This window comes from Crenobacter intestini, assembly GCF_004919095.1.
GTDB classification, from domain to species: Bacteria; Pseudomonadota; Gammaproteobacteria; order Burkholderiales; family Chromobacteriaceae; genus Craterilacuibacter; species Craterilacuibacter intestini.
On record NZ_STGJ01000002.1, the window covers coordinates 33,301 to 56,925 of the forward strand.

Here is a 23,625-nt window from a genome sequence, read left to right on the forward strand (position 1 = left end):
CCGGCAGGACTTTGTCTACGGCGATGCGCAGTGTATCCGGCTAAAATATTAGTAAATACTAAAGCGTCATCACGTTTGCCTAGTTTCCGACAAATCCGGGCACATGGCCTTTGATCTGGCTCAAATTCCCTGAACAGGGCCGCGCACCGGCGCGGCCCGTGATCCCCATTTCCGGGTGGCTTACAGTTGGTCGGCCGCCTTGTCGGTCGGGCGCTTGATCAGGCCCTTGACCGCGCCGGACATCGGGAAGCCCAGGTTCAGGTTCTTCGGCGGAACCGGCTTCATGAACCACTTGTCGTAGATCTTGTTGATCTCGCCGGACGCGTAGGTCGTCTTGATCGCGTCGTCGACGGTCTTCTTGAACGCGGTATCCCCCTTGCGCATCATGCAGCCGTACACCTCGTACGATTGCGGGGTGCCGACCACCACCCAGTTGCCCGGGTTCTTGGCCTTGGCCATTTCACCGAACAAGAGCGCGTCGTCCATCATGAACGCGGCGGCGCGGCCGGATTCGAGCATCAGGAAAGACTCGCCGTGGTCCTTGGCGGAGATGATGTTCATGCCCAGGCTCTTGGACGCGTTCATCGCCTTGAGCAGGCGTTCGCTGGTGGTGCCGGCGGTGGTCACCACGTTCTTGCCCTTGAGGTCGGCGAAGTCCTTCACGCCCGAGGTCTTGGCGGTCAAGAGGCGGGTGCCGATCTCGAAGATGCCGACCGAGAAGTCGACCTGGCGCTGGCGTTCCGGGTTGTTGGTGGTCGAGCCGCACTCGAGGTCGACGGTGCCGTTCTGCACCAGCGGGATGCGGGTCTGCGAGGTCACCAGGTTGTAGCGGACCTGCAGGTTCGGCATGTTCAGGTCCTTCTTCAGCTTCTCGACGACCTTCATCTGCAGGTCGTGCGAGTAACCCATCGGCGTGGTGCCGCCGGCGAGGTAGGAGAAGGGGATCGAGCTGTCGCGGTGGCCGAGCACGACCACGCCCGAGTCCTTGATCTTCTTCAGGGTACCGGTCAGTTCGGCGGCGACGGCGGGTGCGGCGACAAAGGACGCGGCGACGGCCAGGTTCAGGGCACGTACGGCAAGACGCATGGTGGGTTTCTCCTGTCTTCGGGTTTGCAAAGGTGGACGCACGTCGAGCCCCCGCTCGCTAGGCGTCCGGTCTGGGTTTTGTTGTATTTAGTGCGAGCGCAGCTGGCGCAGGAACTGCTTGGCGCGTTCGTGCTGCGGGTTGCTGAAGAATTCTTCCGGTTTCGCCTGCTCGACGATCTGGCCGTGGTCGACGAAGACCACGTAGTCGGCGACCTCGCGCGCGAAGCCCATCTCGTGGGTCACGCACATCATGGTCATGCCGGACTTGGCAAGGTCGCGCATCACCTGCAGCACTTCGCCGATCATTTCCGGGTCGAGCGCCGAGGTCGGCTCGTCGAACAGCATCACCTTGGGCTGCATGGCGAGCCCGCGCGCGATGGCGACGCGCTGCTGCTGGCCGCCGGAGAGCTGGGCCGGGAATGCGTCCTTCTTGTGGGCGAGCCCGACGCGGTCGAGCAGCTCGACCGCCCGCTGTTCGGCGGCGGCCTTGTCCATCTTCTTGACGCGGATCGGCGACAGCGTGATGTTGTCGAGGACCGAAAGGTGGGGGTAGAGGTTGAAGTGCTGGAACACGAAGCCGACTTCGGCGCGCAGCGCGTTGAGGTCGGTCTTGGGATCGGTGACGTTCTTGCCGTCGACCCAGATCTCGCCTTCGCTGATGGTTTCCAGCTGGTTGATGGTGCGGATCAGCGTCGACTTGCCCGACCCGGACGGGCCGCACACGACGACGACTTCGCCCTGGTGGACGTTGAGGTTGACCCCGTTGAGAACGTGCAGGTCCTTGAACCACTTGTGGACGTTGGTGAGCCTGATCATGCCGCGCTTCCCCTGCTAGGCAGTTGTTTCTCCGGCCCCGGCAGGCAGCGGCGCGCAGCCGTCGCACGGCCGCCCCCCCTGCCCGCACGCCGCGGGCCGCTCTTTGTTCGTTCTCTCGTTATCCGCCGCGTCATCGCGGTCTTGATCTTGTGCTGACCTTTGGCGCAAGCGCCCTGGCGTCAGCTGGCCAGGTGGTTGGCGATGGCGACGTACTCGGCCACCGTCAGGTTTTCGGCCCGAAGGCCCGGGTCGATGCCGAGCAGGGCGAAGCCCGCGTCGTCCAGCACGCCCTTGAGGTTGTTGCGCAGCGTCTTGCGCCGCTGCGCGAACGCCTTGAGCACCACGTCCGCGAACAGCGCCTCGTCGCGGGCGATGCCGCAACGGCCCGGCGCCGGGATCATGCGCACCACGGCCGAGTCGACCTTCGGCGGCGGCCAGAACGCGCCGGGCGGCACCGCGAGCACCTGCTCCATCTCGAAGCGGTACTGCAGCATCACGCTCAGACGGCCATAGTCGGCAGTGCCCGGTTCGGCGACCATCCGTTCGACCACTTCCTTCTGCAGCATGAAGTGCATGTCGACCACCCGCTCGGCGTACGTCGCCAGGTGGAACAGCAGCGGCGTCGAGATGTTGTACGGCAGGTTGCCGGCCACCTTGAAGCGCTCGCCCAGTTCCGAGAAGTCGTACGCCAGCGCGTCGCCCTCGTGGATCGTCAACTGACCCGGCGCGAACGTCGACTTCAGCCGCGAGATGATGTCGCGGTCGATCTCGACCACGTGCAGGTGGCCTGCGCGCTCGAAGAGCGGGCGCGTCAAGGCGCCGAGGCCCGGGCCGATTTCGACGATGGTCTCGCCCGGTAGCGGCCGGATCGCGTCGACGATGTCCTCGATCACCTTCGTGTCCTGCAGGAAGTTCTGACCGAAGCGCTTGCGTGGGATGTGTTGGCTCATGTTGTCGTACGGTGCTTACGATTGTCGATTGTAAACTGCCCGACAAGCAGGATGCCAACCCTTGCTGCCGAAAAGCAGGCAAAAATTGCTGCAACCTCCGATGCCGCGCGCATTTTTACCCGGTTCCACCCGCCAGCGCCAGCCCTCCGACCAGTAGCGCGTAACGCAGCGACTTGCCGAGCACGATCCATGCCAGGCATTTTAGCCACGGCAATCGCAGCCAGCCGGCGGCCAGCGGCAGCGCGTCGCCGACGAGGGGCACCCACGCGAGCACCAGCGCGGCCGGCCCGAAGCGCCCGAACCAGCGCGCGGCGCGTGCGGGCAGCTCCTTGCGCGGCGCGCGCCGGCCCAGCCACAGGCTGGTCGCGCTGCCCGCGCTGTTGGCGAGGCTGGCGGTCAGCCACGCGGTCAGCGAGAGCGACGGCCATTTCAGCAGCAGCGCGGCGAGCGCCAGTTCGGAATTGCCCGGCAGCACGGTCGCCGACAGGAAGGCCGACAGCGCGAGCGCAGCGAGCGCGGCGGCCTCGTCCACGGACTCAGGCTTCGAAGGCGAAGCCGTCGCCGCCGCCGGCGCGCACCGCAGCGCAGAGCGTCGCGCCGAATTCGGCGCCGTCGCGCGCGGCGATCCACTGCGAGCCTTGGCGCGCGAAGTGGTAGCCGCCGCTGCGCGCGGCGATCCACACCTCCTGGTTGGCGGCGTGGCGGTTGACGACGATCTTGTCGCCGCTGTCGAACTCGATCTCCAGCACGTTGCCCGCGCGCAGGGTGTCGGCGTCGACGCCGGCCGCGTCGATGGCCGCCTCGATTCTTTCGAACAGCGCGTCGGTCAGCGCCAGGAATTCGCTCTCGTTCATGTCGTTTTTTCCACAAAGGGTTATCCCCAGCCGGGGCGCGATGGGCGCACGCGGACGGGTTTGCTAGTATGACGATTTTGCCACATTCGGACCCAACGATATGCGAACCGTGATCTGCCTGATGGTGCTCGCGCTGTCCGTCAGCGCCTGCGGCTACAAGGGTGGCCTCTACCTGCCCAAGGACGGTGCCGCGCCCAGCCAGGAAAGCCGCCAGCCGTGAACCATTTCCCCTTCCGTAACGACGCGCTGCAAGTCGAGGACCTGCCGCTGACCGAGGTGGCCGCGCGTTTCGGCACGCCTTGCTACGTGTATTCGCGCGCGGCGCTGACCGGGGCGTTCGCCGCCTACCGCGACGCCTTCGCCGGGCTTGACCCGCTGATCTGCTACGCGGTCAAGGCCAACGCCAACCTGTCCATCCTGCAACTGTTCGCCTCGCTTGGCGCCGGCTTCGACATCGTCTCCGGCGGCGAACTCGCGCGCGTGCTCGCCGCGGGCGCCGACGCGGGCAAGGTGGTGTTCTCCGGCGTCGGCAAGTCCGAGGCCGAGATGGAGATGGCGCTGCAGGCGGGCATCCACTGCTTCAACGTCGAGTCGGTCAACGAGCTTATCCGCCTGAACGCGGTCGCCGGCCGGCTGGGCAAGCGCGCGCCGGTCAGCCTGCGCGTGAACCCGGACGTCGACGCGCAGACCCATCCGTATATCTCGACCGGCCTCAAGGGCAACAAGTTCGGCATCGCCTACGACATCGCCTTCGACGTTTACCGCGAGGCCGCGGCGCTGCCCAACCTCAGGGTCACCGGCATCGACTGCCATATCGGCTCGCAGCTGACCGACGCGGCGCCGCTGGTCGAGGCGCTCGACCGCCTGCTCCTGCTGATCGACCGCCTGCAAGCGGCCGGCATCGCGCTTGAGCATGTCGACATCGGCGGCGGCCTCGGCATCCGCTACCACGACGAGACGCCGCCCGACCTGTCCGCATACGCGCGCGCGGTCGCCGAGCGCCTCGCCGGGCGCGGCCTGCGCTTGGTGATGGAGCCGGGCCGCTCGCTGGTCGGCAACGCCGGCGTCCTGTTGACCCGCGTCGAGTACATGAAGCTGGGCGAGGGCAAGAACTTCGCGGTGGTCGACGCGGCGATGAACGACCTGCTGCGCCCGTCGCTGTACTCCGCCTACCACGCGATCGTGCCGGTGACGCGCGTGGCGGGCCTACCCGCGCTCACCTGCGACGTGGTCGGCCCGATCTGCGAGTCGAGCGACTTCCTCGGCAAGGACCGCGAGCTAGCGGTCGCCGAGGGCGGCCTGCTCGCGGTGTTCTCCGCCGGCGCGTACGGCTCGACGATGTCGAGCAACTACAACACGCGCCCGCGCGCGGCCGAGGTGCTGGTCGACGGCGCCGACGCCCGCCTGATCCGCCGCCGCGAGACGCTGGACGAGCTGCTCGCCAACGAGCGGGAACTGCTCGCGTGAGCGTGACCGTCCGCCTGGCCGACCTCTCGTCGGCGGCCGAGCGCGAATTGCTGGTGGCCTTGACCGACGTGTACGCGCGCGACCCGATGGGCGGCGGCGCGCCGCTGCCCGCGGACACCCGCGCACGGCTCGCCGACGCGCTGCTCCAGTACGCCGACCGGCTGTTCGTGCTGGTCGCCGAAGAAGACGGGCAGGCCGTCGGCCACGCGCTGTGCGTGGAGGGCTTCTCCAGCTTCAAGGCGGCCGGCACCTGCAACCTGCACGACCTGTCGGTCGCGCCGCGCGCGCGCGGGCAGGGCGTCGGCCGCAGGCTGCTCGCCGCGGCCGAGGCCGAGGCCGCCCGGCGCGGCCTGTGCCGGGTGACGCTCGAGGTGCGCCCCGACAACGAAACCGGCCGGGCGCTGTACGCGTCGGCCGGTTTCGAGCCGGCCGCGCTCGGCGGCCAGGCCTACCTGATGATGGAAAAGCCGCTTACAGGCTGAAGCTGCCGCTGGCGACCAGGTACAGCGCGGTCAGCGCGAGGCCGACCACCAGCGCCGCGCACACGCGCTCGCCGTGGCTGCTGAACACCACCAGGCCGCGTTCCTGGCGTGCCCTGGCGTAGAACGCGATGCCCGGCGCGTAGAGGATCATCGACAGCAGCAGGTAGGACAGCCCGCCCGCGTAGATCAGCCACAGCCCGTACACGGTGCCCAGCGCGGTCAGCCCGACCAGCGTGCCCGAGCGCACCCGCGCGGCGAGCGCGAGCTTGAGGCCGAACGCCGCGCAAAGCAGGTAGGGGATCAGCGCCATCGACGACGCCAGCTGGATCAGAATGTTGTAGCCGGCTTCGTTGAAGTGGTTGATCACCAGCACCAGCGCGATCAGGCCGTTGGTCAGCCACAGCGCGTTGGCCGGCGTGCCGTGCGCGTTGAGGCGGCCGAAGCAGCGCGGCGCGGTGTTGTGTTCGCCGCGGGCGGCCAGGTACAGCATCTCGCTGGAGATCAGCGTCCACGCCAGCAGCGCGCCGCCGACCGACAGGATCAGCCCGATATTGATCAGCACGCCGCCCCACGGGCCGACCGCGCGGGCCATCACCGCCGCCATCGACGGGTTCTTCATCTGCGCCAGTTCCGCTTGCGGCACCACGCCCAGCGACAACACCGACACGCAGATCAGCAGCAGCACGGTGATCAAAAAGCCCAGGATGGTCGCGCGGCTGACGGTGGCCATGTCGCGCGCGCGGTTCGCGTAAACCGTCGCGCACTCGATGCCGAGGAACACCCACACCGTGTACAGCATGGTGTTTTTCACCTGGTCGGCGACGCTGCCCAGCTCGGCGCTGCCCCAGAAGTCGATCTCGAAGGTCTCGACCTTGAACGCCAGCAGCACGCACAGGATGAAGAGGCCGAGCGGGACGATCTTGGCGACGGTCACCACCAGGTTGAGGAAGGCGGCCGACTGCACGCCGCGCAGCACGAAGCCGTGCAGCATCGCGAGCACGAGCAGCCCGCAGGCGAGCGCGGGCAGCGTGCTGCCCTCGCCGAAGAAGCCCAGCGCCTGGAACGAGCCCAAGGCGCTGAACATCACCACCAGGTAGCCGACGTTGCCGATCCACACCGACATCCAGTAGCCCCACGCGGCGTTGAAGCCCATGTAGTCGCCGAAGCCCGTACGCGCGTAGCCGTACACGCCGTCGCCGATGTCCGGTCGGTTGACCGACAGCCACTGGAAGATGCGGGTCAGCGCGAGCATGCCGACGAAGGTGACCGCCCACGCGATCAGGATGGCGCCGGCGCCGGCCCCCTCCGCCATGTTCTGCGGCAGGCTGAAGATGCCGCTGCCGACAATCGCCCCGACCACCAGCGCGGTCATCGCCACCGTGCCCAGTTTTTTTCCCTGAGTCGTACTCATGCCAAGTCCCCCTTGGACAAAAAGCGGGCGGCCCTGGCCCCCTCGGGGCCGGGAGCCGCCCGGTCAATCACGGATGCTGGAGTAGGTGTCGGATCAGAAACGCAGCGACATGCAGCTGACTCCGCCGTCGACCTTGCGGTACTCGGAGGTGTCGACCTCGATCACCTCGTAGCCGAGCGCGGCGATCTTGGCGGCCGTCTTCGGGTAGCCGGAGGGCATGATCACCTTGCCGTTGACCCAGATGCAGTTGGCCGCGTAGATCTCGTCTTCCGGCAATTCGATAATGTTGTACTTCTGGAACTCGGGCTTGGTCAGGAACTCGCCGGCGCACATCAGGTTGTTGTTTTCCAGGTAGGCGAGGCCGGTCTTCAGGTGCAGCACTTCCTTCATCTCGACCACCGAGCCGGTCATGCCGTACTTCTCGAGGATGGCGATCAGCTGGCGGGCGCCTTCGGCGTTGGTGCGCGCCGACTGGCCGATGTAGTAGTGGTCGCCGACCATCATCACGTCGCCGGCGTCCAGCGTGCCCGGCGCCTCGATGCGCTCGACGTGCTCGTAGAAGCGGTGTAGCACCGGCTCCATCAGCGCGGCCTCGCCGCGGCGGCTGTCGGCGCCCGGGCGGGTGACGATCGCGCAATGCGGGGTGCACAGCGCCGGGTCTTCGACGAACACAGAGTCCGGGAATTCTTCGGCCGGCGGCAGGATGGTGATGTCGACGCCGCAAGTCTGCAGCGCGCGGATATAGGTGTTGTGCTGCTCGATCGCCTTCTCGTAGATCGGCTTGCCGAGGTCGGATGCGGACAGGCCGTCGACCAGGGCGCGGCAGGGGGTACGGGCGATGATGTGCTTGAACATGGCTGGAACCTTTCGATGGTGGATACGGTGACAGCCTGTCTACAGCGAGAAGCGTGCCAGCTTTTTTGGCTGGTTTTGCTCTTCACAGGCGTTTTTCGGGTGTTTTATGGCGGTTTTGTACCGTTGTCTGCCTGATTTTTGCCATGGATCGTCTGTTTTTCGACACATGTCGGTTTTTCGACGCATGGCAGGATGCGGCTGGTGGCCCAGCTGTCGGTTTTTCGACAGCGAGGCCGTGAAGCGAACACAGGACCCGCACGCAGGCCCGCCAATCTCCGTGGAGCACCACAAAAAAATCGGCCCGCGCGTGCGGGCCGATGTGGCGGGGCAGGGGAGGGCTCAGCCTTCTTCTTCCTCGCCGTTGCCCTCCACCTCGACATGGTCGAGCTGGCCGACGCAGCGGAACTCGATTTCCAGCAGCAGCTCGTCGATGCGGATCACCTGCAGGCGCACGCGGTCGCCGCGCGCGAGTTCCGGCAGGCCCGGGATGCGGGTGCGCACCGGCAGGCTGTCGAGGCGGACCAGGTCTTCCTTGATATAGGTCGCGGTCACCTCGCTGACGCCTTCCTGGCTGAACCAGCGCAGGCACCAGAAGAACTCCATGCGGTCCTGGAAGCCCAGGTAGGCCGAGTAGGTGGTGTCGAAGTCGCGCATCAGCGCGAACAGCGTGGCGTCACCCTGCGCGAACTCGGGCTTGTCGCCGCGGATCAGCGCTGTGAGCTGGCGCTGGTTGATGAAGTCCGCCGCGCGGCGCAGCGGCGAGGTCGCCCACGCGTACTGCGGCACGCCGAGGCCGACGTGCGGCTCGGGGCGGGTGGTCATCCTGACCTTGCCCATGCTCTGCGCACGGTAGAGCGCGGGGATGCCGGCCTCGCCCAGCTGGCGGCCCCACTCGCAGTTGGCGAGGATCATCATCTCGGAGACCAGCTTGTCGATCGGCGAGCCGCGCTTGCGCTCGCTGATGACGACGCGGCCGTCCTCGATCGCGAAGTTGAAGTCGACGCCCTGCGGGCGGGTCGGGTCGTATTTGCCGCGCGACTTCTCGCGGGCGATCGCGAAGTCGTGCAGCCACATGAGTTCCCGCTTGAACGGGTAGTCGACGCCGGGGTCATTGGCGATGGTCGCCTCGTTGAACAGCGGCTCCAGCGTGTGGTGGCGCAGGTTGGCGGCGATGGTGACGTTCTCGATGCGGTTCTCGAAGCCGACGATCTCGAATCCGGGCGTCACTTCGGCGTACAGGCTGACCGACGGGCAGGGCTTGCCCTCGTCCAGCGTGAACATCTGCACCACGTCGTCCGGCAGCATGGTGATCTTGTCGCCGGGGAAGTAGACGGTCGACAGGCGGCGGTAGACCAGCTTCTCGATGTCGGAGCCGACCGGCACGCCGAGCGTCGGCGCGGCGATATGGATGCCGACGCGGCGGTTACCGTTGGCCAGTTCCGTCACCGATAGCGCGTCGTCGATCTCGGTGGTCGCCGCGTCGTCGATCGAGAAGGCGGTCACCTCGGCCAGCGGCAGTTCGGGGTGCGCCTCGGCCGGCGCGTACTTGCCGAAGCCGGTGCCGTTCGGGAAATGCTCGAGCCTGAAGCCGGCCATCAGGTAGTCGGGCACCGACGGCAGGCCGCCGGCGTCGCGCAACAGCTTCAAGGGCGAGGTCGACAGCGCGCGGCACGCGGCGTCGAGCGCCTTGTACTCGAGCGCGTTCTTGTCCGGCCGCCACAAAAGCGTCATCAGCTGCGCGCGGATCTCGTCCGGCAGGCGGTGCGCCTTCAGCTCTTCGGCCCACGCGTCGACCTGCGCCTGCTCGCGCTTCTTCTTCTCGATGCCGGCGAGCGCCGCCTTCAGCGCGTCCTCCGGCGCTGCCTTGAAGCGGCCCTTGCCCTTCTTGTAGAAGTACATCGGCGCGCCGGCGAGGCGGATCAGCGTCGCGGCGAGTTGCGCCGCGGTCGGCTTGTCGCCCCAGTACTCGCGGGCGAGCGCGTCGTAGTCGAATTCGTCGGCGCCTGCGACTTCCCACAGGAAGTCGAGGTCGAGCTCGGCGGCGAGCGCCTGCGCGTCGTCGAGGAAGCTCTGCAGTGGCGTGGAAAATTCGAGGAAGACGTTGGCGAGCTTGATCTTGGCGCGCTTGCCGTGCTGGGTGTCGACCTGCAAGGAGGCGTCGTTCTTGGAGACGATGGCGCCGACCTTGAAGCTGCCGCTTTCTTCGTAAAAAACATTCATGGCTGAGGCAGGCGGCCCGCGCCCGTCCGGTCTGTTGGCAAGGGCGCGATTATAGCAGAGCGCATCCTGGTGGCAGCCGCCCGCGCTTTGCCCGCCCGCGTCCTATGCTGGCTTAGCCGGCTGCGTCCGGCCTGTCTGCCAACTCGCTAGGGAGTGTGTCCATGCCGCAAGTCAACTGGAGCAACTGGACCGAGATCGCCATCGCGATCGGTCTGAACCTGCTCGCCGCCGTCATCCTGTGGTTCGTCGGGCGCTGGCTGATCCGCCTGGCCTGCCGGCTGGTCGACGACCAGCTCGCACGGCGCAAGGTCGACCCGACCATCGTGCGCTACGTCAATTCCTTCCTGTCGGTCTCGCTGACCATCGTGCTGATCGTCGCCATCCTCGGCTACTTCGGTGTCGAGACGACGACCTTTGCCGCGGCGATCGCCGCCGCCGGCGTCGCCATCGGCATGGCGTGGAGCGGCCTGCTGTCCAACTTCGCCGCCGGCGCCTTCCTGGTGGTGCTCAGGCCGTTCAAGGTCGGCGACTTCATCACCGCCGGCGGCGTCACCGGTACCGTCCGCCATATCGGCCTGTTCGTCACCGCGATCGACACGCCGGACAACGTGCTCAACCAGGTCGGCAACAACAAGATCTTCTCCGACACCATCCAGAACTTCAGCGCCAACCCGTACCGCCGGGTCGAACTGAAGGCGCAGCTCGCCGCCGCCGCCGACGTCCCCGCCGCGCGCCGCCTGCTCACCGAGCGCCTGAAGGAAATCCACAACGTGCTGCCCGACCCGGCGCCGGACGTCGAGATCCTCGAGTTCACGCCGATGGGGCCGGTGCTCGCGGTGCGCCCGTACTGCCATAACGAGCACTACTGGCAAGTCTACTTCGACGGCAACCGCGCCATCGTCGAGGCGCTGGCCGGCTTCCCGCGGCCGGACCAGGCGATGGCGGTCCACCAGCGCTAGCCGCGGCACCGCCGCCTGCGCTTTCGCGTATACTCGCCCGCTCGCGCCGGCTGCCATCCGCCGGCGCGCCTCTCCGATTCACCGCTTTGACGTCGGCGCGGGATGGATGCCGCCTCGCGGCTCGCCGCCGCAAGGAAACCGCATGACCACCTTCGCCGAACTCGGCCTGATCGAACCCCTGACCCGCGCCGTCACCGACGCCGGTTACTCCACCCCGACCCCCATCCAGCTGCAGGCGATCCCGCAGGTACTGAAGGGCGGCGACCTGATGGCGGCCGCGCAGACCGGCACCGGCAAGACCGCCGGCTTCACGCTGCCGCTATTGCAGCGCCTGGCCACCACGCCGCCGGAAAGCGCACGTCCGGGCCGCCCGCGCGCGCTGGTGCTGACGCCGACCCGCGAGCTGGCCGCCCAGGTCGGCGAGTCGGTCGACACCTACGGCAAGTACCTGTCGCTCAAGTCGATGGTTATGTTCGGCGGCGTCAACATCAACCCGCAGATCCGCCAGCTCGGCCACCGCCTCGACATCCTGGTCGCGACGCCGGGCCGCCTGCTCGACCACGCGCAGCAGAAGACGGTCGACCTCTCCGGCGTCGAGATCCTGGTGCTCGACGAAGCCGACCGCATGCTCGACATGGGCTTCATCCGCGACATCCGCAAGGTGCTCGCGCTGTTGCCGGCGCGCCGGCAGAACCTGCTCTACTCGGCGACCTTCTCCGACGAGATCAAGACGCTGGCCGACGGCCTGCTCGACAATCCGCAGATGGTGGAAGTGGCCCGCCGCAACACCGCCAGCGAGCTGGTCGGCCAGCGCGTGCACCTGGTCGACCGCGACAAGAAGACCGACCTGCTGATCCGCCTCGCCCAGGACGGCCACTGGCAGCAGGTGCTGGTATTCACCCGCACCAAGCACGGCGCCAACCGTCTGGCCGAGAAGCTGGACAAGGCCGGCATCCGCGCCGCGGCGATCCACGGCAACAAGAGCCAGAACGCGCGCACCGCCGCGCTGGCCGGCTTCAAGTCGGGCGAATTGCAGGCGCTGGTCGCCACCGACATCGCCGCGCGCGGCCTCGACATCGACCAGCTGCCGCAGGTAGTCAACTTCGAGCTGCCCAACGTGCCGGAAGACTACGTGCACCGCATCGGCCGTACCGGCCGCGCCGGCAGCTCCGGTGAGGCGGTGTCGCTGGTGTGTGTCGACGAGTTCAAGCTGCTCAAGGACATCGAGAAGCTGATCAAGAAGGACATCGAGCGTTTCGTGATCCCCGGTTTCGAGGCCGACCTCAGCGTCAAGCCCGAGCCGATCATGAAGCAGCGCGGCCAGCGTCCGCCGCAGGGCGGCCAGCCGCGCAGCGCGCATGCGCCCAAGGGCGGCGCAGCCGGCAAGCAGCCGCGCGCCGCGCACGCACACCAGAGCAAGCCGCAGGGCGCGCCGCGCGGCGGGCAGGGGCGTGGCAACGGTGGCAGTGGTAGCGGCAACACGCGCCGGGACGGACGCCGTTAATCCTGCCTGGATTTAATCCGCCCCGCTTCTAGTATTATTGGGTAAAGCATCGCCGCGCGGGCGTTCCGCCCCGCGGCGTCCTGCCGGAGCCCTGCCATGCCTCCTTCCCGCCGCCTGTGGCGCACGCTGCTGCTGTGTTGCCTGCCGGTCCTACCGGCCCTGCCCGGCGTGTTTGTCGCCACGTGGCGGCTGCCATACCCCGTCTTGCTGTTGCTGCTGGCCGGCAGTGTTGCCGCCGCCTGTGCGTTCGCGCGCGCGCTGCACAAGGCTGGCGTGCGGCAGGAGAGCCGGCAGGCCGGGCAGGACTGGACGCGCGCGGTGGTCGACGCCGCGCCCTTGCCGCTGCTGGTCAGCCAGCTGGACGACGGCACCATCCGCTACGCCAATGCCCGTGCGCGCCAGCTGCTCGGCGACGTCGACGGCCAGCCGCTGCACGCGCTGCTTGCCGACGGCGCGGCGCGCGCGCGGGTCGGCAGCCTGACCTCGCCCGGCAAGGACGGCGAACGCGAGCTGGTGGGCGCCAAAGGCCGCTGCTTCCCGGCGCTGGTGTCGACCAGCCTGTTGCGCGACGCGCATGGCCCGCGGGTGCTGACCGGCCTGTTTGACATCGGCGACCGCAAGCGGCTGGAGGAGCGGGTGCTGGCCGGGCAGGCGGCGCTGCGCCGCGAACTGGCCGAGGTCGAGCGCCTGCGCGCGCAGCTCGCCGAGCAGGCGGTACGCGACGGGCTGACCGGCGTGTTCAACCGGCGCTACCTCGACGGCTTCCTGCCCGGCGCGCTGGCGCTGGCCAGGCGCGAGGGCGGCGTGCTCAGCGTGCTGCTGATCGACGCCGACCACTTCAAGAAGATTAACGACGGTTACGGCCACGCCAGCGGCGACCGGGTGCTCAAGGCGATCGGTGCCGAACTTTCGGCCATGTTCCGCGACTCCGACATGGTCTGCCGCTACGGCGGCGAGGAGTTCGTCGTTGTGCTGCACGACGCGGACGCGCCCAGCGCCGAACTGCGCGCGGGGCGGTTGCGCCGCCAGCTCGCCGCGCTGGCGCTGGCGGCCGAAGACGGGCGGCCGCTACGCTTCACCGTCTCGGTCGGCGTCGCCGCCTTCCCGTTGCACGGCACGAACGCGCAGGCGCTGCTGAATGCCGCCGACGCCGCGCTGTACCGCGCGAAGGCCGACGGCCGCGACCGTGTGTGCGTCGCCGCGCTGCCGGCGTAAGCCCAGCGGCGTGCTAACATCGGCGCCATGGAACTCTACCGCTTCTTGCACCAACAAGGCTTCGGCAGCCGCAAGGAATGCCGCCAGCTGGTCGAGTACGGGCTGGTCGAGCTCTCCGGCTCCGTGTGTGACGACTGGCGCCTCGACGTCGACCCTGCCGCGTTGGCCTGCCTGGTCGTCGACGGCGAGCCGTGGACGCCGCAGGCCGGCCCGCTCTACCTGCTGCTCAACAAGCCCGCCGGCTACGAGACCTCGCACAAGCCGATGCACAACCCGACCGTGTACGGCCTGCTGCCCTGGCAGTTCGTCAACCGCGGGGTCAGCGCGGTCGGCCGCCTCGACGTCGACACCACCGGTTTGCTGCTGTTCTCCTCCGACGGCCAGTTCGTCCACGCGCTGACTTCCCCCAGGCGGCATGTGCCCAAGTGCTACCTGGCGACGGTCAAGCATCCGCTCACCGACGCGCAGCTGGACGCCTTGCGCGCGGGCGTCTACCTGAAGGACGACGACGAGCGGGTGGTGGCCGACGAGGCGGTGGCGGACGATGCGCACACGCTCAGGCTGACCATCAGCCAGGGCAAGTACCACCAGGTCAAGCGCATGGTCGCCGCCGCCGGCAACCGGGTGACCGCCCTGCACCGGGTGTCGCTTGGAGGGCTGGCGCTGGGCGGGCTGCCCGAGGGGCAGTGGCGCCACCTTGCCGCCGACGAGCTCGCCGCGCTCGGGCTCCCTCGCTGACACGCCCCTGGCAGACGCAAAAAAGCCGACCCTCGGGTCGGCTTTTTGACGGCTGGCGCGCGCGTCAGCTCATCACGATGCTGGACGTAGACGGCAGGTGCTCGGCGGCCTCGCGCGCGGCGTTTTGCGCGGCGTTCGCGTCGCGGAACGGGCCCATGCGCACGCGGTAAGCGCCCAGCTGGTTGACGATGTCGAGCTTGTCGTCGTGGTGGTCGGGCAGCTTGCGGCTGAGCTTGCGCACGCGCGCCTGCGCGCCGGACAGCGACGAGTACGAGCCCAGCTGCAGGTAGATCGGCTTCTCCGACTTGACGAGCAGCTTCTCCGGACGGGTCGCGATCTGCTCGCCGCCGTCGACCGGGAACACCCGCTCGACCAGCACGTCGGCACTGCCGGACTTGACGAAGCCCAGCTGGTGCGCGGCGGCGTACGACAGGTCCATGATGCGGCCCTTGTGGAAAGGCCCGCGGTCGTTGATGCGCACGATCACCATCTTGCCATTCTTCAGGTTGGTGACCTTGGCGTAGGACGGGATCGGCAGCGTCGGGTGCGCGCCGGTCATCGCGAACATGTCGTAGCGTTCGCCCGAACTGGTCTTGCGACCGTGGAACTGCTTGCCGTACCACGACGCCTTGCCGCGCGCCTGGAAGGAGGCGTAGCTGGTGTCGGGGCTGAAGCTCATGCCCAGTGCCTTGTACGGGCGGTTGGCCGAGCGGATCAGCGGTTCGTCTTGCGGAACCGCGTGCGGGACCAGGTCGAGGTTGGCCGGCGTGACACGGGCCGGGCCGTCGTTCTGGAAGTAGCCGCCCTTGGCGGCGTTCCTGGACTGGGTTTGTGCGTGGGCCAGGAGGGGTTGAAGGGAGAAGACCATGAATAGCAGGCTGGTAGCCGCTAGCCATAACCGTCGAAGTACAGGTTGCATCGGAGCTCCTTTATGCGGAGTGCCAGACTGCGAACCTCAGCTTCCCCCGACGAAGTCGAGCTGACGCCAGGCCTCGAAAACCAGGACGGCGACGGCGTTGGACAGATTCATGCTGCGGGATTCGGGCCGCATCGGCAATCGCACCCGTCGCTCGGCGGGAAAACCTGCGAGCAGGTTCTCCGGCAGCCCGCGCGACTCGGGGCCGAACAGCAGCACATCGTCTGTCTGGAAGCTCACCCGGTCGTGCCTCGTGGCACCCTTGGTGGTCGCGGCGAAGATTCGCCGACCTGCCAAGGCCGCCTGGCATGCTGCCCAATCTTCGTGGACGACCATGCGTGCGTACTCGTGGTAGTCGAGTCCTGCACGCTTGAGTTTCGCGTCCTCGAGGGGAAAGCCAAGCGGTTTGACCAGATGCAGTTCACAGCCGGTATTGGCACATAAACGGATCACGTTGCCAGTATTTGGCGGTATTTCCGGCTGGAAAAGAACAACTGTCAACATAGTTGCGGTTCGGATTGTTCCAAGGAATCAATGCTTTGGTCAAGTTTTCGAGTAAAAAACCCTCGCCAGCACCCACGCGTCGACCCTGTGCGCACCCTGTTTCTTCAGCGCTGCGGCGAGCGCGTCGAGGGTCGCGCCGCTGGTGGCGACGTCGTCGATGATGGCGACTGCAAGCCCCGTCACCGCTCGCTTTACGACGAAAACATCGGCGACGTTGCGGGCCCTTTCTGCGCGTTCGAGCCGGGCCTGCGGCGGGGTGTTGCGAACCCGCACGCACAGCGTGTCGTCGAGCGGGGCTGCCATTCTAACAGCGAACGCGCGGGCGAGCTCCAGGCTCTGGTTGAAGCCGCGTTCGGCGAGCCGGGCCGCAAACAGCGGCACCGGCACCACCAGGTCGGGCCGCACGGGACCATCCGGCGCCTCGCGGGCGAACAGCGAGGAGAGCGCGTGCGCCATGTCGAGGCGGCGTCCGTACTTGAAGGCGTGGATCAGCGCGTTCAGCGGCCACGCGTAGATAAACGGCGCGTGCAGGGTGTCGAAGGCGGGGCGGCGGCGCCGGCAGTGCGGGCAGGGCAGGCCGGCGGGGGCGGTGTCGGCGCAGATGGGGCAGTGTGCAGCCGGCAGCGGCGCGAGGTCGGCGCGGCACGCCGTGCAGAGGCCGTCGCTGCCGCCGTCGCCGGCGCACAGCAGGCACGTCTGTACAAATAATGCACAGTTGTCAAGCGAGTGCCTCGTCAGGTTTGACAGGACGGCGAGGCGGGATCGATGATTCTCCATCCTGTTACCATAGTTTCTCAGCCAAGCCGATGACGACCACGACGCTACACTTCACCCGCCCGCCGACCCCGCACCCCGAAACCGAGCTGTGGCAGGTGGCGGACGTCGAGGCGCTGTTCGCCCTGCCGTTCATGGAACTGGTGTTCCGCGCCGCCGAGGTGCACCGCCAGTTCTTCGACCCGAACAAGGTGCAGCTCTCCACCTTGCTGTCGATCAAGACCGGCGGTTGCTCCGAGGATTGCGGCTACTGCCCGCAGTCGGTCCACCACGACACGGCGGTGGCCGACGAGCCCATGCTGTCCTGCGACGAGGTGGTCGCCAAGGCGCGCCAGGCCAAGGCCGCCGGCGCCGGCCGCTTCTGCATGGGCGCCGCGTGGCGCGGGCCGAAGGACGCCGACCTCGAGCGCACGCTCGCCATGATCGCCGACGTCAAGGCGCTGGGGCTGGAGACCTGCGCGACCTTCGGCCTGCTCGCCGACGGGCAGGCCGAGCGGCTGAAGGCGGCCGGGCTCGACTATTACAACCACAACCTGGACACCGCGCCGGACAAGTACGGCGACATCATCAGCACCCGTGCCTACGAGGACCGTCTCGATACGCTGGGCAAGGTGAGGGCGGCCGGCCTCAATGTCTGCTGCGGCGGCATCGTCGGCCTCGACGAGACGCGGCCCGACCGCGCCGCGCTGATCTGCCAGCTGGCGAACCTCGACCCGCAGCCGGAGTCGGTGCCGATCAACAACCTGGTCAAGGTCGACGGCACGCCGCTTTCCGACGCCGAGGAGATCGACTGGACCGAGTTCGTGCGCGCGGTCGCGGTGGCCAGGCTGACGATGCCGAAGAGCTACATCCGCCTGTCCGCCGGCCGCCGCGCGATGCCGGAGGCGATGCAGGCGCTGTGTTTCCTCGCCGGCGCCAATTCGGTGTTCTACGGCGACAAGCTGCTGACCACCGGCAACCCCGATGTGACCGCAGACCGGGCGCTGATGGCCAAGCTAGACTTGCAACCCCTTTGAGCTGGCGCAAGGCCCGGCGCGGCGGTGCTTGCAATAGGAATGCTTTTTACTTATAAATTGACGATTAATTATCTATCGACAATTTCAGGTAGCAAGCATGCGGGCAGACGAACTGGCGCCGGCGCTCTGTGCGCTGGAAGCGGCGCACCGGCGGCGGCGACGTCCCTGCCTTGAATCCGCGCAGGGCGCCCGTGTCGTCGTCGACGGCCAGCCCCTGCTGGCCTTCGCCAGCAACGACTATCTGGGCCTTGCCGCCCATCCGCATCTGGCCGACGCCGCACAGGCGGCGATCGGCCGCTTCGGCGTCGGCGCCGGTGCCTCGCATCTGGTGTGCGGGCACGGCACGCTGCACGAGGAGGCCGAACGAGGGCTCGCCGCGTGGACCGGCTGTCCGCGCGCGCTGCTGTTCGGCTCGGGCTATGCGGCCAACCTCGCGGTGATCACCAGCCTGCTCGGCCGTGACGACGAAGTGTTCGCCGACCGCTTGGTGCACGCGTCGCTCAACGACGGCTGCCAGCTCTCCCGCGCCCGCTTCACCCGTTTCCCACACAACGACCTTGCCCGCCTTGCGGCGCAACTGGCCGCGTCGCGCGCGCGCAGCAAGATGATCGTGGTCGACGCCGTCTACAGCATGGACGGCGACGAGGCGCCGCTGACCGCGCTGCTGGCGCTGGCGCGGCAGCACGACGCCTGGCTGTTCGTCGACGACGCGCACGGCTTCGGGCTGACCGGCGGCGGACGCGGCGCGCTCGCCGAACACGCGCTCGCCGACGAGCGGCTCATCTATATGGGGACGCTGGGCAAGGCGGCCGGCGTCGCCGGCGCCTTTGTAGCCGGCAGCGAGACGCTCATCGAATGGCTGGTCAACCGCGGCCGCAGCTATATCTACACGACCGCGTTGCCGCCCGCGCTGGCCGCGGCGACGCTGGCCGCGCTGGACGTGATGGCCAGCGAACCGTGGCGGCGCGAGCGCGTGTTCGCGCACGCGCGCGCCGTGCAGGCGGCAGGGCGGGCATGGCCAATGCCGCAGGTGCGGTTGGCGATTCATCCCGTTATCATTGGAGGCGACGCCGAAACGCTGGCCGTTTCGCAGGCGTTGCGCGAGCAGGGCATCTGGGTGCCGCCGATCCGCCCGCCGACCGTTCCGGCCGGGCAGGCGAGGCTGCGCATTTCCTTGTCCGCCGCGCATGAGGACGGGGACGTGGCGCAGCTGCTGGCGGCGCTGGGGCAGCTTGCCCCGTGCACGGACCCGAATGAGAGAGGCGCATAGCCCGGGGCGGACGATGACAGTTGCGGTACAAGGGTGGGGCGCCTCTTTGCAGGCGACGGTGGACGAGGCCCTGGCGCAGGCGGCCAGGCAAGGCGGCGGGCTGTCCGTGTGGCAGACCACTGCCGATGGTTGGCGCGCGCTGGGCTGCTGCGGGGCGGTGCCGGCCTTGCCGGCTGCGGCCAGGGAGGTGTCCTGCGACGCCTACGCGGGCGCCATCCGGCTGTTGCGGGTGGTGCACGGCGGTGACGCGCTGTCAGCGGCGCTCGCCGGCCTGCTCGCCGCACGCGTCGAGGCCGAGTGGCTGCGCGAGGAGCAACGCTTCGCCGGACAGTTGCGCGACATCATGGTCACGGTCGGCCAGCTGGCCGACGAGGTCCCCTCGCTCGAGGCCTTCCTCTCCCGGCTGTACGCGGTGTTGTCTCCCTTGTTGCCCGACGGCGCGCTGACGCTGGGCCTGACCGACGACGAGGGCGGTTGCCTGCGTTTTCCCGTCAACGCCTGGCCGGCCGGTGCGGACACGTTCGTGCACGCCGAGCCGGCCCTGCTTGCAGCGGCCGGCCGCCGCCAGCGCCTGTGGGTGCACGGCCGCCGCCGCCTCGCGACGCTGTGCCCGGGCGTACCTGCCGGGCAACTGCCTTTGTTGTGGGTCGCCGTGCCCTTGCTGGACGAGGGGGGCCGGCTGCTCGCCATCGCCAGCGCGCGCGTCGACGCGCTCTACCCGGGCGACACCCGCGTCGCAAGGCGCAGGCTCAGCCAACTCGCCCGCCACCTGTGCAGCCAGCTCGGGCAACTGGGCCGGCGCCTGCAACTGCTGGGCCAATTGCGCAGGGTCCGCGTCGAGCTCGACGGCTACGCCGCGCGGCTGAACGCCGAACTGGCCGAGCGGCGGCGCAACGAACAGCTGGTGCAGGCGCTGGGTGAGGTCAATACGCTCGCCAACAGCCTGCTGCCGTTGCCGGCGGTGCTCGCCGGCGTGCGCCGCACCCTGGGTAGGCTGGTCGAATTCGATACGCTGACCGTCGCGCTCTACGCGGGAGACGACGGGGACCTGGCCTTTCACTACCGCAGCGAAGGCATTGCGCAACAGCCTGCTGCCGCCGAGCGCGCCCTGTTCGAGCAGGTGCTGCACAGCGGCCGGCCGGTGCTGAGCGGCCGCCCTGCGCAGGCAGGGGAGGATGGGGCGACGCTGCGCAGCTGGCTGGGCGTGCCCCTGTTTGACCAGCAAAGGCTGCTCGGCGTGATCGCGATCGGTTCGCACGCCGAGAGCCGGCGTTTCGGCCTGCGCGAGCAGGAAACGGTCGAGTTCGTCGCCGGCCATGTCGGCGGGGCGGTCGCCCGCCTGCAGGCGACGCAGGCGCTGTACCAGGTCAACAGCCAGCTCGAGGTACGCGTGCAGCAGCGCACGCGTGCGCTGGACGAGGCCAACGCGCGGCTCAAGTACGAAAGCCTGCACGACACGCTGACCGCGCTGCCCAACCGCGCGTACTTCGGCCAGCGCATCCTGCAGTTGTGGCAGCAGTACGCGCTCGACGAGAGTTGCCCGTTCGCGCTGATGCTGATCGACATGGATCGCTTCAAGCTGGTCAACGACACGCTGGGCCACGCCGCCGGCGACGCGCTGCTGGTCGAAGTCGGCGAGCGAATCCGCGCCTGCCTGCGCCCGGACGACTTCCTGGCCCGCCTGGGCGGCGACGAGTTCGCGCTGCTGTTGCCCGGGCCGGTCAGCTACAAGAGCTGCGACCGGGTCGCCCGCCGCATCGTCGACGCGTTCCGCACGCCGGTGGTCGTCGAAGGCCGCGAACTGTTCACCACGCTGAGCCTCGGCGTCGTGCTGTCCGACGGCCAGTACCACGTCGGCTGCCAGGACATGCTGCGCGACGCCGACCTCGCGATGTACCATAGCAAGCAGCAAGGCCGCGACGGCTACACCGTCTACAACCACGCGCTGCGCCAGGGCAAGGCCGACCAGCTGGCACTGGAGGCCGAGCTGCGTCATGCGCTGGAGGGCGAACACGAGCTGGTGCCGTACTTCCAGCCCTTCGTCGACGCGGCCAGCGGCGCGGTGACCGGTTTCGAGACGCTGGTGCGCTGGCGCCACCCCGAGCGCGGCCTGATCCCGCCGGCGCTGTTCCTGCCGATGGCGCAGGAGTCCGGGCTGATCCGCCGCCTCGACCGCTACATGATCGTGCGCGCGTGCGAGCAGCTGGCGCGCTGGCGCACCGAGGGGCGCGCAAACGCGCAGTGTTCGCTGCACATCAACCTGTCATCGGAGAACCTGCGCGACGACGACCTGGCCGGCTGGATCGCCGGCGTGCTGCAGCGGTGCGGCCTGCCGCCGCACCTCGTCTACCTCGAGGTGACCGAGAGCGCGCTGATCGACGTGCCCGGGCAGGCGCAGCGGGTGATGCAGGCCTTGCACGACGTCGGCGTGCGCCTCGCGCTCGACGACTTCGGCACCGGCTACTCGGCGCTGTCCTACCTGCACCGTTACCGTTTCGACCTGCTGAAGATCGACCAGGCCTTCGTGCGCGAGGTCGGCGTGAACGCCGAGTCGACCGCGATCGTGCGCGCGATCCTCGCGCTGGCGCAGGCCCTGCAACTGGAGGTGGTCGCCGAGGGGGTGGAGACCGCAGAGCAGGTCGACGCGCTGCGCGCGCTCGGCTGCCCGCGCCTGCAGGGCTACTACTTCTCGCCGCCGCGCCCGGCAGGCGAGGTGTACTGGGGGGCGCCGGCAAGCGTCCTGGCCGGCTGAACGGCCGCCTGACCAAAGCAAACGGCCCGCTGACGCGGGCCGTTCCGTTTGGGTGCCTGCCGTTCAGGCGTGGCGCGGGGCGAGACGGTCGCTGATCGAGATCAGGCGGCCGCCGTGCTCGGCGCCTCCCGAGGCGGCCTGCTCGCCGGCGAGCGGGCTGATGAACAGGTAGAGCGTTGGCTTGCCCGGCAGCGGCAGGCGCAGCGCCTTGATGTCGCAGGAGATCAGGCTGCCGTCCAGTGCATGCACGCGGCACAGCAGCGGCGGGATTTCACCGTCCAGCTGGCGGGACTGGGTCAGCAGCAGCAGGCGGCGTGCGGTCGCGTCCGAGCTTTCGACGATGTCGGACAGGTGCTTGCCGACCAGGGTCGCCGAGTGTTGTGCCTTCAGGAGCGCGGTCGCCGCGGCATTGGCGTCGGAGAGCTGGCCGTCGCGGACCAGCAGCATCGCCGACGGCGATTGCGCGAACACCAGGTCGAGCTGGTGTTCGACCTGGCGCAGCGCCTCGATCGAGGTGTTCTTGCCGTGTGCGAGCTGGTTGACCGCGCGGGTCAGGAAGGCGACCTCGTCGTTGCCGCGGGTTTCCAGCAGCGCGGTCTGGCCCGGGCGGGTCAGGCCGTGCACCGACTGCAGTAGCGCGCCCAGACGGCGGCTGATCAGCGCGTGGACGACGCCCCAGGCGACGAGGCCGAGCAGCAGGGTGCCGCCGACGGCGATCAGCGCGATCTGCGCGAGTTTTTCCGAAGCGAGGCGCGACATGTCGCGCGGCTGGCTGCTGCCCAACAGCAGCGCGGGCTTGCCGTCCAGGCTGGGGATCGCGTTCCAGGTCTGGGTGGTGGCGTCGTCGCGGAAGATCAGCAGCTCGTCGCTGGCCGGTTCGCGCTTGCCGACCCAGTGCAGGACCTGGTCGGGCAGGTCGCGGGCGGTGATCGGCACCACGCGCGCGAGCGTCGCGCTGTACGCGCCCTTGGTCTGCAGCAGCAGCTTGTCGGCCGCCACCCCGGTCACCAGGTAGCCTGCCGGGCCGCCCTGGCGGCTGGCCGGGCGGATCTGCGCGATCGACACGTAGTACGGGCCGCGCGCGAGGCGGACGACGCCGCCGCTGACCTTCTTGCCCTGGCGGACCGCCTGCGTGAAGATGCGGCCGAACGAAGTGGCCGGGTCGAGTTCGCGGGTGAGCATCAGCTCGTCGCGGAACACGCCCTTGCCGCCCCACTCGGCGGTGGTCATCAGGTCGCCGCGCGGGTCGAAGACGGCGAGGAAGTCGAGCCCGAGCGCGTTGTGCGTGCGCGAGTCGAGGAAGGCGTTCAGCCGCTGCGGGTCGGCGCCGGTCGCGTACAGGTAGGCGTCGTCCCAGTTGGCCAGGCTGTCGGCCTGGCGCTCAAGCGCCGCGGCGGCCTCGACAAACAGGTCGCGGGTGTGTTCGGCCTGCGCGCGGGCGGCCTGCTGTTCGCTCTGCGCGATGGCCGGGCGCAGCGCGTACTGGCCGTACAGCCAGATCGCCGCGGCGAGCGCAAGCGACAGCAGCCCCAGCGTCAGCGCGATGCGGTGTGCCAGCTTGGCCGGCATCAGGGTGGATAGCCAAGACAAGGTAATCTCCTCCTCGTGCCCCGGCCTTTCTTTAGGTGGCCGGTGTGCGGATTTTGTGTATGCGCGGCAATGCCGCAGGGATGCCCCAGCCTGAGTTTATAATGACGATGGTGTTTCCTGTCTAGGGTGGCCGTGCAGGATCTGCGCAATGCGGCCACCGACTGTCGCGCGCCGCCAACGGCTGGCCCTGCCTTTCCTTTCCGGCGGACTCTTGCGAGAATGCCCGCTTTGCGATTGCCAGCAGCG

General features: G+C 68.5%; 22 protein-coding genes. 10 read left to right on the forward strand and 12 right to left on the reverse strand.

The annotated features are described in order from the left end of the window. Positions 1-180 precede the first annotated feature (180 nt). The 5 genes from E5K04_RS02650 to cyaY all read right to left on the reverse strand — a co-directional run bounded on the left by E5K04_RS02650 (position 181) and on the right by cyaY (position 3,706). Positions 181-1,086, reverse strand: a complete 906-nt coding sequence (locus tag E5K04_RS02650) for a glutamate/aspartate ABC transporter substrate-binding protein (protein WP_136551366.1) — start codon at positions 1,084-1,086, stop codon at positions 181-183. A gap of 87 nt (positions 1,087-1,173) precedes the next feature. Then, positions 1,174-1,902 carry an amino acid ABC transporter ATP-binding protein gene (locus E5K04_RS02655; protein WP_136551367.1) on the reverse strand — a complete coding sequence of 243 codons (729 nt, stop codon included), beginning with the start codon at positions 1,900-1,902 and terminating at the stop codon, positions 1,174-1,176. Between the two features lie 179 nt (positions 1,903-2,081). Continuing rightward, complete coding sequence (gene rsmA, locus E5K04_RS02660) at positions 2,082-2,852, reverse strand: 16S rRNA (adenine(1518)-N(6)/adenine(1519)-N(6))-dimethyltransferase RsmA (RefSeq protein ID WP_136551368.1); 771 nt, start codon at positions 2,850-2,852, stop codon at positions 2,082-2,084. Positions 2,853-2,967: 115 nt separating this feature from the next. Beyond that, on the reverse strand, positions 2,968-3,384 hold the full coding sequence (locus tag E5K04_RS02665; RefSeq protein ID WP_136551369.1) for a YqaA family protein: 417 nt from the start codon (positions 3,382-3,384) through the stop codon (positions 2,968-2,970). Between the two features lie 4 nt (positions 3,385-3,388). Then, positions 3,389-3,706 (reverse strand): iron donor protein CyaY, encoded by a 318-nt coding sequence (cyaY, locus tag E5K04_RS02670; protein ID WP_136551370.1) that lies wholly within the window; start codon positions 3,704-3,706, stop codon positions 3,389-3,391. A gap of 100 nt (positions 3,707-3,806) precedes the next feature. Between cyaY and lptM the strand changes: the two genes are divergently transcribed. The 3 genes from lptM to E5K04_RS02685 are packed head-to-tail and all read left to right on the forward strand — an operon-like array spanning position 3,807 to position 5,655. Continuing rightward, positions 3,807-3,926, forward strand: coding sequence for an LPS translocon maturation chaperone LptM (gene lptM, locus E5K04_RS02675; RefSeq protein ID WP_136551371.1), 120 nt, complete (start codon positions 3,807-3,809; stop codon positions 3,924-3,926). Between the two features lie 26 nt (positions 3,927-3,952). Further along, complete coding sequence (lysA, locus tag E5K04_RS02680; protein ID WP_235844246.1) at positions 3,953-5,173, forward strand: diaminopimelate decarboxylase; 1,221 nt, start codon at positions 3,953-3,955, stop codon at positions 5,171-5,173. Further along, positions 5,170-5,655: a GNAT family N-acetyltransferase gene (locus E5K04_RS02685; protein ID WP_235844231.1), complete on the forward strand. Its 486-nt coding sequence runs from the start codon at positions 5,170-5,172 to the stop codon at positions 5,653-5,655. The genes lysA and E5K04_RS02685 overlap by 4 nt, the downstream gene beginning before the upstream one ends. On the opposite strand, the gene E5K04_RS02690 is transcribed toward E5K04_RS02685, so the two are convergent. The 3 genes from E5K04_RS02690 to E5K04_RS02700 form a co-directional block, all read right to left on the reverse strand. Beyond that, entirely contained in the window at positions 5,645-7,066 is a 1,422-nt protein-coding gene (locus E5K04_RS02690) for a basic amino acid/polyamine antiporter (RefSeq protein ID WP_136551373.1), read from the reverse strand. The genes E5K04_RS02685 and E5K04_RS02690 overlap by 11 nt on opposite strands. A gap of 93 nt (positions 7,067-7,159) precedes the next feature. After that, positions 7,160-7,921, reverse strand: coding sequence for a dimethylargininase (gene ddaH, locus E5K04_RS02695; RefSeq protein ID WP_136551374.1), 762 nt, complete (start codon positions 7,919-7,921; stop codon positions 7,160-7,162). A gap of 339 nt (positions 7,922-8,260) precedes the next feature. Next, on the reverse strand, positions 8,261-10,141 hold the full coding sequence (locus E5K04_RS02700; protein WP_136551375.1) for an RNB domain-containing ribonuclease: 1,881 nt from the start codon (positions 10,139-10,141) through the stop codon (positions 8,261-8,263). A 161-nt stretch (positions 10,142-10,302) separates the two neighbouring features. Here E5K04_RS02700 and E5K04_RS02705 point away from each other — a divergent pair, with 161 nt between their 5' ends. From E5K04_RS02705 to E5K04_RS02720, 4 genes are all read left to right on the forward strand, one after another. Then, positions 10,303-11,100 carry a mechanosensitive ion channel family protein gene (locus E5K04_RS02705; protein WP_136551376.1) on the forward strand — a complete coding sequence of 266 codons (798 nt, stop codon included), beginning with the start codon at positions 10,303-10,305 and terminating at the stop codon, positions 11,098-11,100. A gap of 142 nt (positions 11,101-11,242) precedes the next feature. Further along, positions 11,243-12,604 carry a DEAD/DEAH box helicase gene (locus E5K04_RS02710; protein WP_136551377.1) on the forward strand — a complete coding sequence of 454 codons (1,362 nt, stop codon included), beginning with the start codon at positions 11,243-11,245 and terminating at the stop codon, positions 12,602-12,604. A 96-nt stretch (positions 12,605-12,700) separates the two neighbouring features. After that, positions 12,701-13,819 (forward strand): GGDEF domain-containing protein, encoded by a 1,119-nt coding sequence (locus E5K04_RS02715; RefSeq protein WP_136551378.1) that lies wholly within the window; start codon positions 12,701-12,703, stop codon positions 13,817-13,819. Between the two features lie 27 nt (positions 13,820-13,846). After that, positions 13,847-14,557 (forward strand): pseudouridine synthase, encoded by a 711-nt coding sequence (locus tag E5K04_RS02720; protein WP_136551379.1) that lies wholly within the window; start codon positions 13,847-13,849, stop codon positions 14,555-14,557. Between the two features lie 64 nt (positions 14,558-14,621). On the opposite strand, the gene E5K04_RS02725 is transcribed toward E5K04_RS02720, so the two are convergent. The 3 genes from E5K04_RS02725 to E5K04_RS02735 are packed head-to-tail and all read right to left on the reverse strand — an operon-like array spanning position 14,622 to position 16,754. Continuing rightward, complete coding sequence (locus E5K04_RS02725) at positions 14,622-15,476, reverse strand: septal ring lytic transglycosylase RlpA family protein (protein WP_136551380.1); 855 nt, start codon at positions 15,474-15,476, stop codon at positions 14,622-14,624. 36 nt (positions 15,477-15,512) lie between these two features. After that, positions 15,513-15,977, reverse strand: coding sequence for a tRNA (cytidine(34)-2'-O)-methyltransferase (locus tag E5K04_RS02730; protein WP_136551381.1), 465 nt, complete (start codon positions 15,975-15,977; stop codon positions 15,513-15,515). A gap of 39 nt (positions 15,978-16,016) precedes the next feature. Continuing rightward, positions 16,017-16,754, reverse strand: coding sequence for a ComF family protein (locus E5K04_RS02735; RefSeq protein WP_136551382.1), 738 nt, complete (start codon positions 16,752-16,754; stop codon positions 16,017-16,019). A 29-nt stretch (positions 16,755-16,783) separates the two neighbouring features. Here E5K04_RS02735 and bioB point away from each other — a divergent pair, with 29 nt between their 5' ends. From bioB to E5K04_RS02750, 3 genes are all read left to right on the forward strand, one after another. Further along, entirely contained in the window at positions 16,784-17,767 is a 984-nt protein-coding gene (gene bioB / locus E5K04_RS02740) for a biotin synthase BioB (RefSeq protein ID WP_136551383.1), read from the forward strand. 97 nt (positions 17,768-17,864) lie between these two features. Then, entirely contained in the window at positions 17,865-19,037 is a 1,173-nt protein-coding gene (bioF, locus tag E5K04_RS02745) for an 8-amino-7-oxononanoate synthase (protein ID WP_136551384.1), read from the forward strand. Positions 19,038-19,095: 58 nt separating this feature from the next. Next, on the forward strand, positions 19,096-21,789 hold the full coding sequence (locus E5K04_RS02750; protein ID WP_136551385.1) for a putative bifunctional diguanylate cyclase/phosphodiesterase: 2,694 nt from the start codon (positions 19,096-19,098) through the stop codon (positions 21,787-21,789). A gap of 63 nt (positions 21,790-21,852) precedes the next feature. Here E5K04_RS02750 and E5K04_RS02755 read toward each other — a convergent pair whose 3' ends face one another. Then, positions 21,853-23,379 (reverse strand): CHASE4 domain-containing protein, encoded by a 1,527-nt coding sequence (locus E5K04_RS02755; protein WP_136551386.1) that lies wholly within the window; start codon positions 23,377-23,379, stop codon positions 21,853-21,855. Positions 23,380-23,625: the final 246 nt, after the last annotated feature.

Bases quoted from the DNA above. Each gene is read 5' to 3' on its own strand.
- E5K04_RS02650 (WP_136551366.1), bottom strand. From the start codon at position 1,086: ATGCGTCTTGCCGTACGTGCCCTGAACCTGGCCGTCGCCGCGTCCTTT.
- E5K04_RS02715 (WP_136551378.1), top strand. From the start codon at position 12,701: ATGCCTCCTTCCCGCCGCCTGTGGCGCACGCTGCTGCTGTGTTGCCTG.
- rsmA (WP_136551368.1), bottom strand. From the start codon at position 2,852: ATGAGCCAACACATCCCACGCAAGCGCTTCGGTCAGAACTTCCTGCAG.
- cyaY (WP_136551370.1), bottom strand. From the start codon at position 3,706: ATGAACGAGAGCGAATTCCTGGCGCTGACCGACGCGCTGTTCGAAAGA.
- E5K04_RS02720 (WP_136551379.1), top strand. From the start codon at position 13,847: ATGGAACTCTACCGCTTCTTGCACCAACAAGGCTTCGGCAGCCGCAAG.
- bioF (WP_136551384.1), top strand. From the start codon at position 17,865: ATGCGGGCAGACGAACTGGCGCCGGCGCTCTGTGCGCTGGAAGCGGCG.
- lptM (WP_136551371.1), top strand. From the start codon at position 3,807: ATGCGAACCGTGATCTGCCTGATGGTGCTCGCGCTGTCCGTCAGCGCC.
- ddaH (WP_136551374.1), bottom strand. From the start codon at position 7,921: ATGTTCAAGCACATCATCGCCCGTACCCCCTGCCGCGCCCTGGTCGAC.
- E5K04_RS02730 (WP_136551381.1), bottom strand. From the start codon at position 15,977: ATGTTGACAGTTGTTCTTTTCCAGCCGGAAATACCGCCAAATACTGGC.
- E5K04_RS02735 (WP_136551382.1), bottom strand. From the start codon at position 16,754: ATGGAGAATCATCGATCCCGCCTCGCCGTCCTGTCAAACCTGACGAGG.
- bioB (WP_136551383.1), top strand. From the start codon at position 16,784: ATGACGACCACGACGCTACACTTCACCCGCCCGCCGACCCCGCACCCC.
- E5K04_RS02700 (WP_136551375.1), bottom strand. From the start codon at position 10,141: ATGAATGTTTTTTACGAAGAAAGCGGCAGCTTCAAGGTCGGCGCCATC.
- E5K04_RS02655 (WP_136551367.1), bottom strand. From the start codon at position 1,902: ATGATCAGGCTCACCAACGTCCACAAGTGGTTCAAGGACCTGCACGTT.
- E5K04_RS02690 (WP_136551373.1), bottom strand. From the start codon at position 7,066: ATGAGTACGACTCAGGGAAAAAAACTGGGCACGGTGGCGATGACCGCG.
- E5K04_RS02725 (WP_136551380.1), bottom strand. From the start codon at position 15,476: ATGCAACCTGTACTTCGACGGTTATGGCTAGCGGCTACCAGCCTGCTA.
- E5K04_RS02705 (WP_136551376.1), top strand. From the start codon at position 10,303: ATGCCGCAAGTCAACTGGAGCAACTGGACCGAGATCGCCATCGCGATC.
- E5K04_RS02710 (WP_136551377.1), top strand. From the start codon at position 11,243: ATGACCACCTTCGCCGAACTCGGCCTGATCGAACCCCTGACCCGCGCC.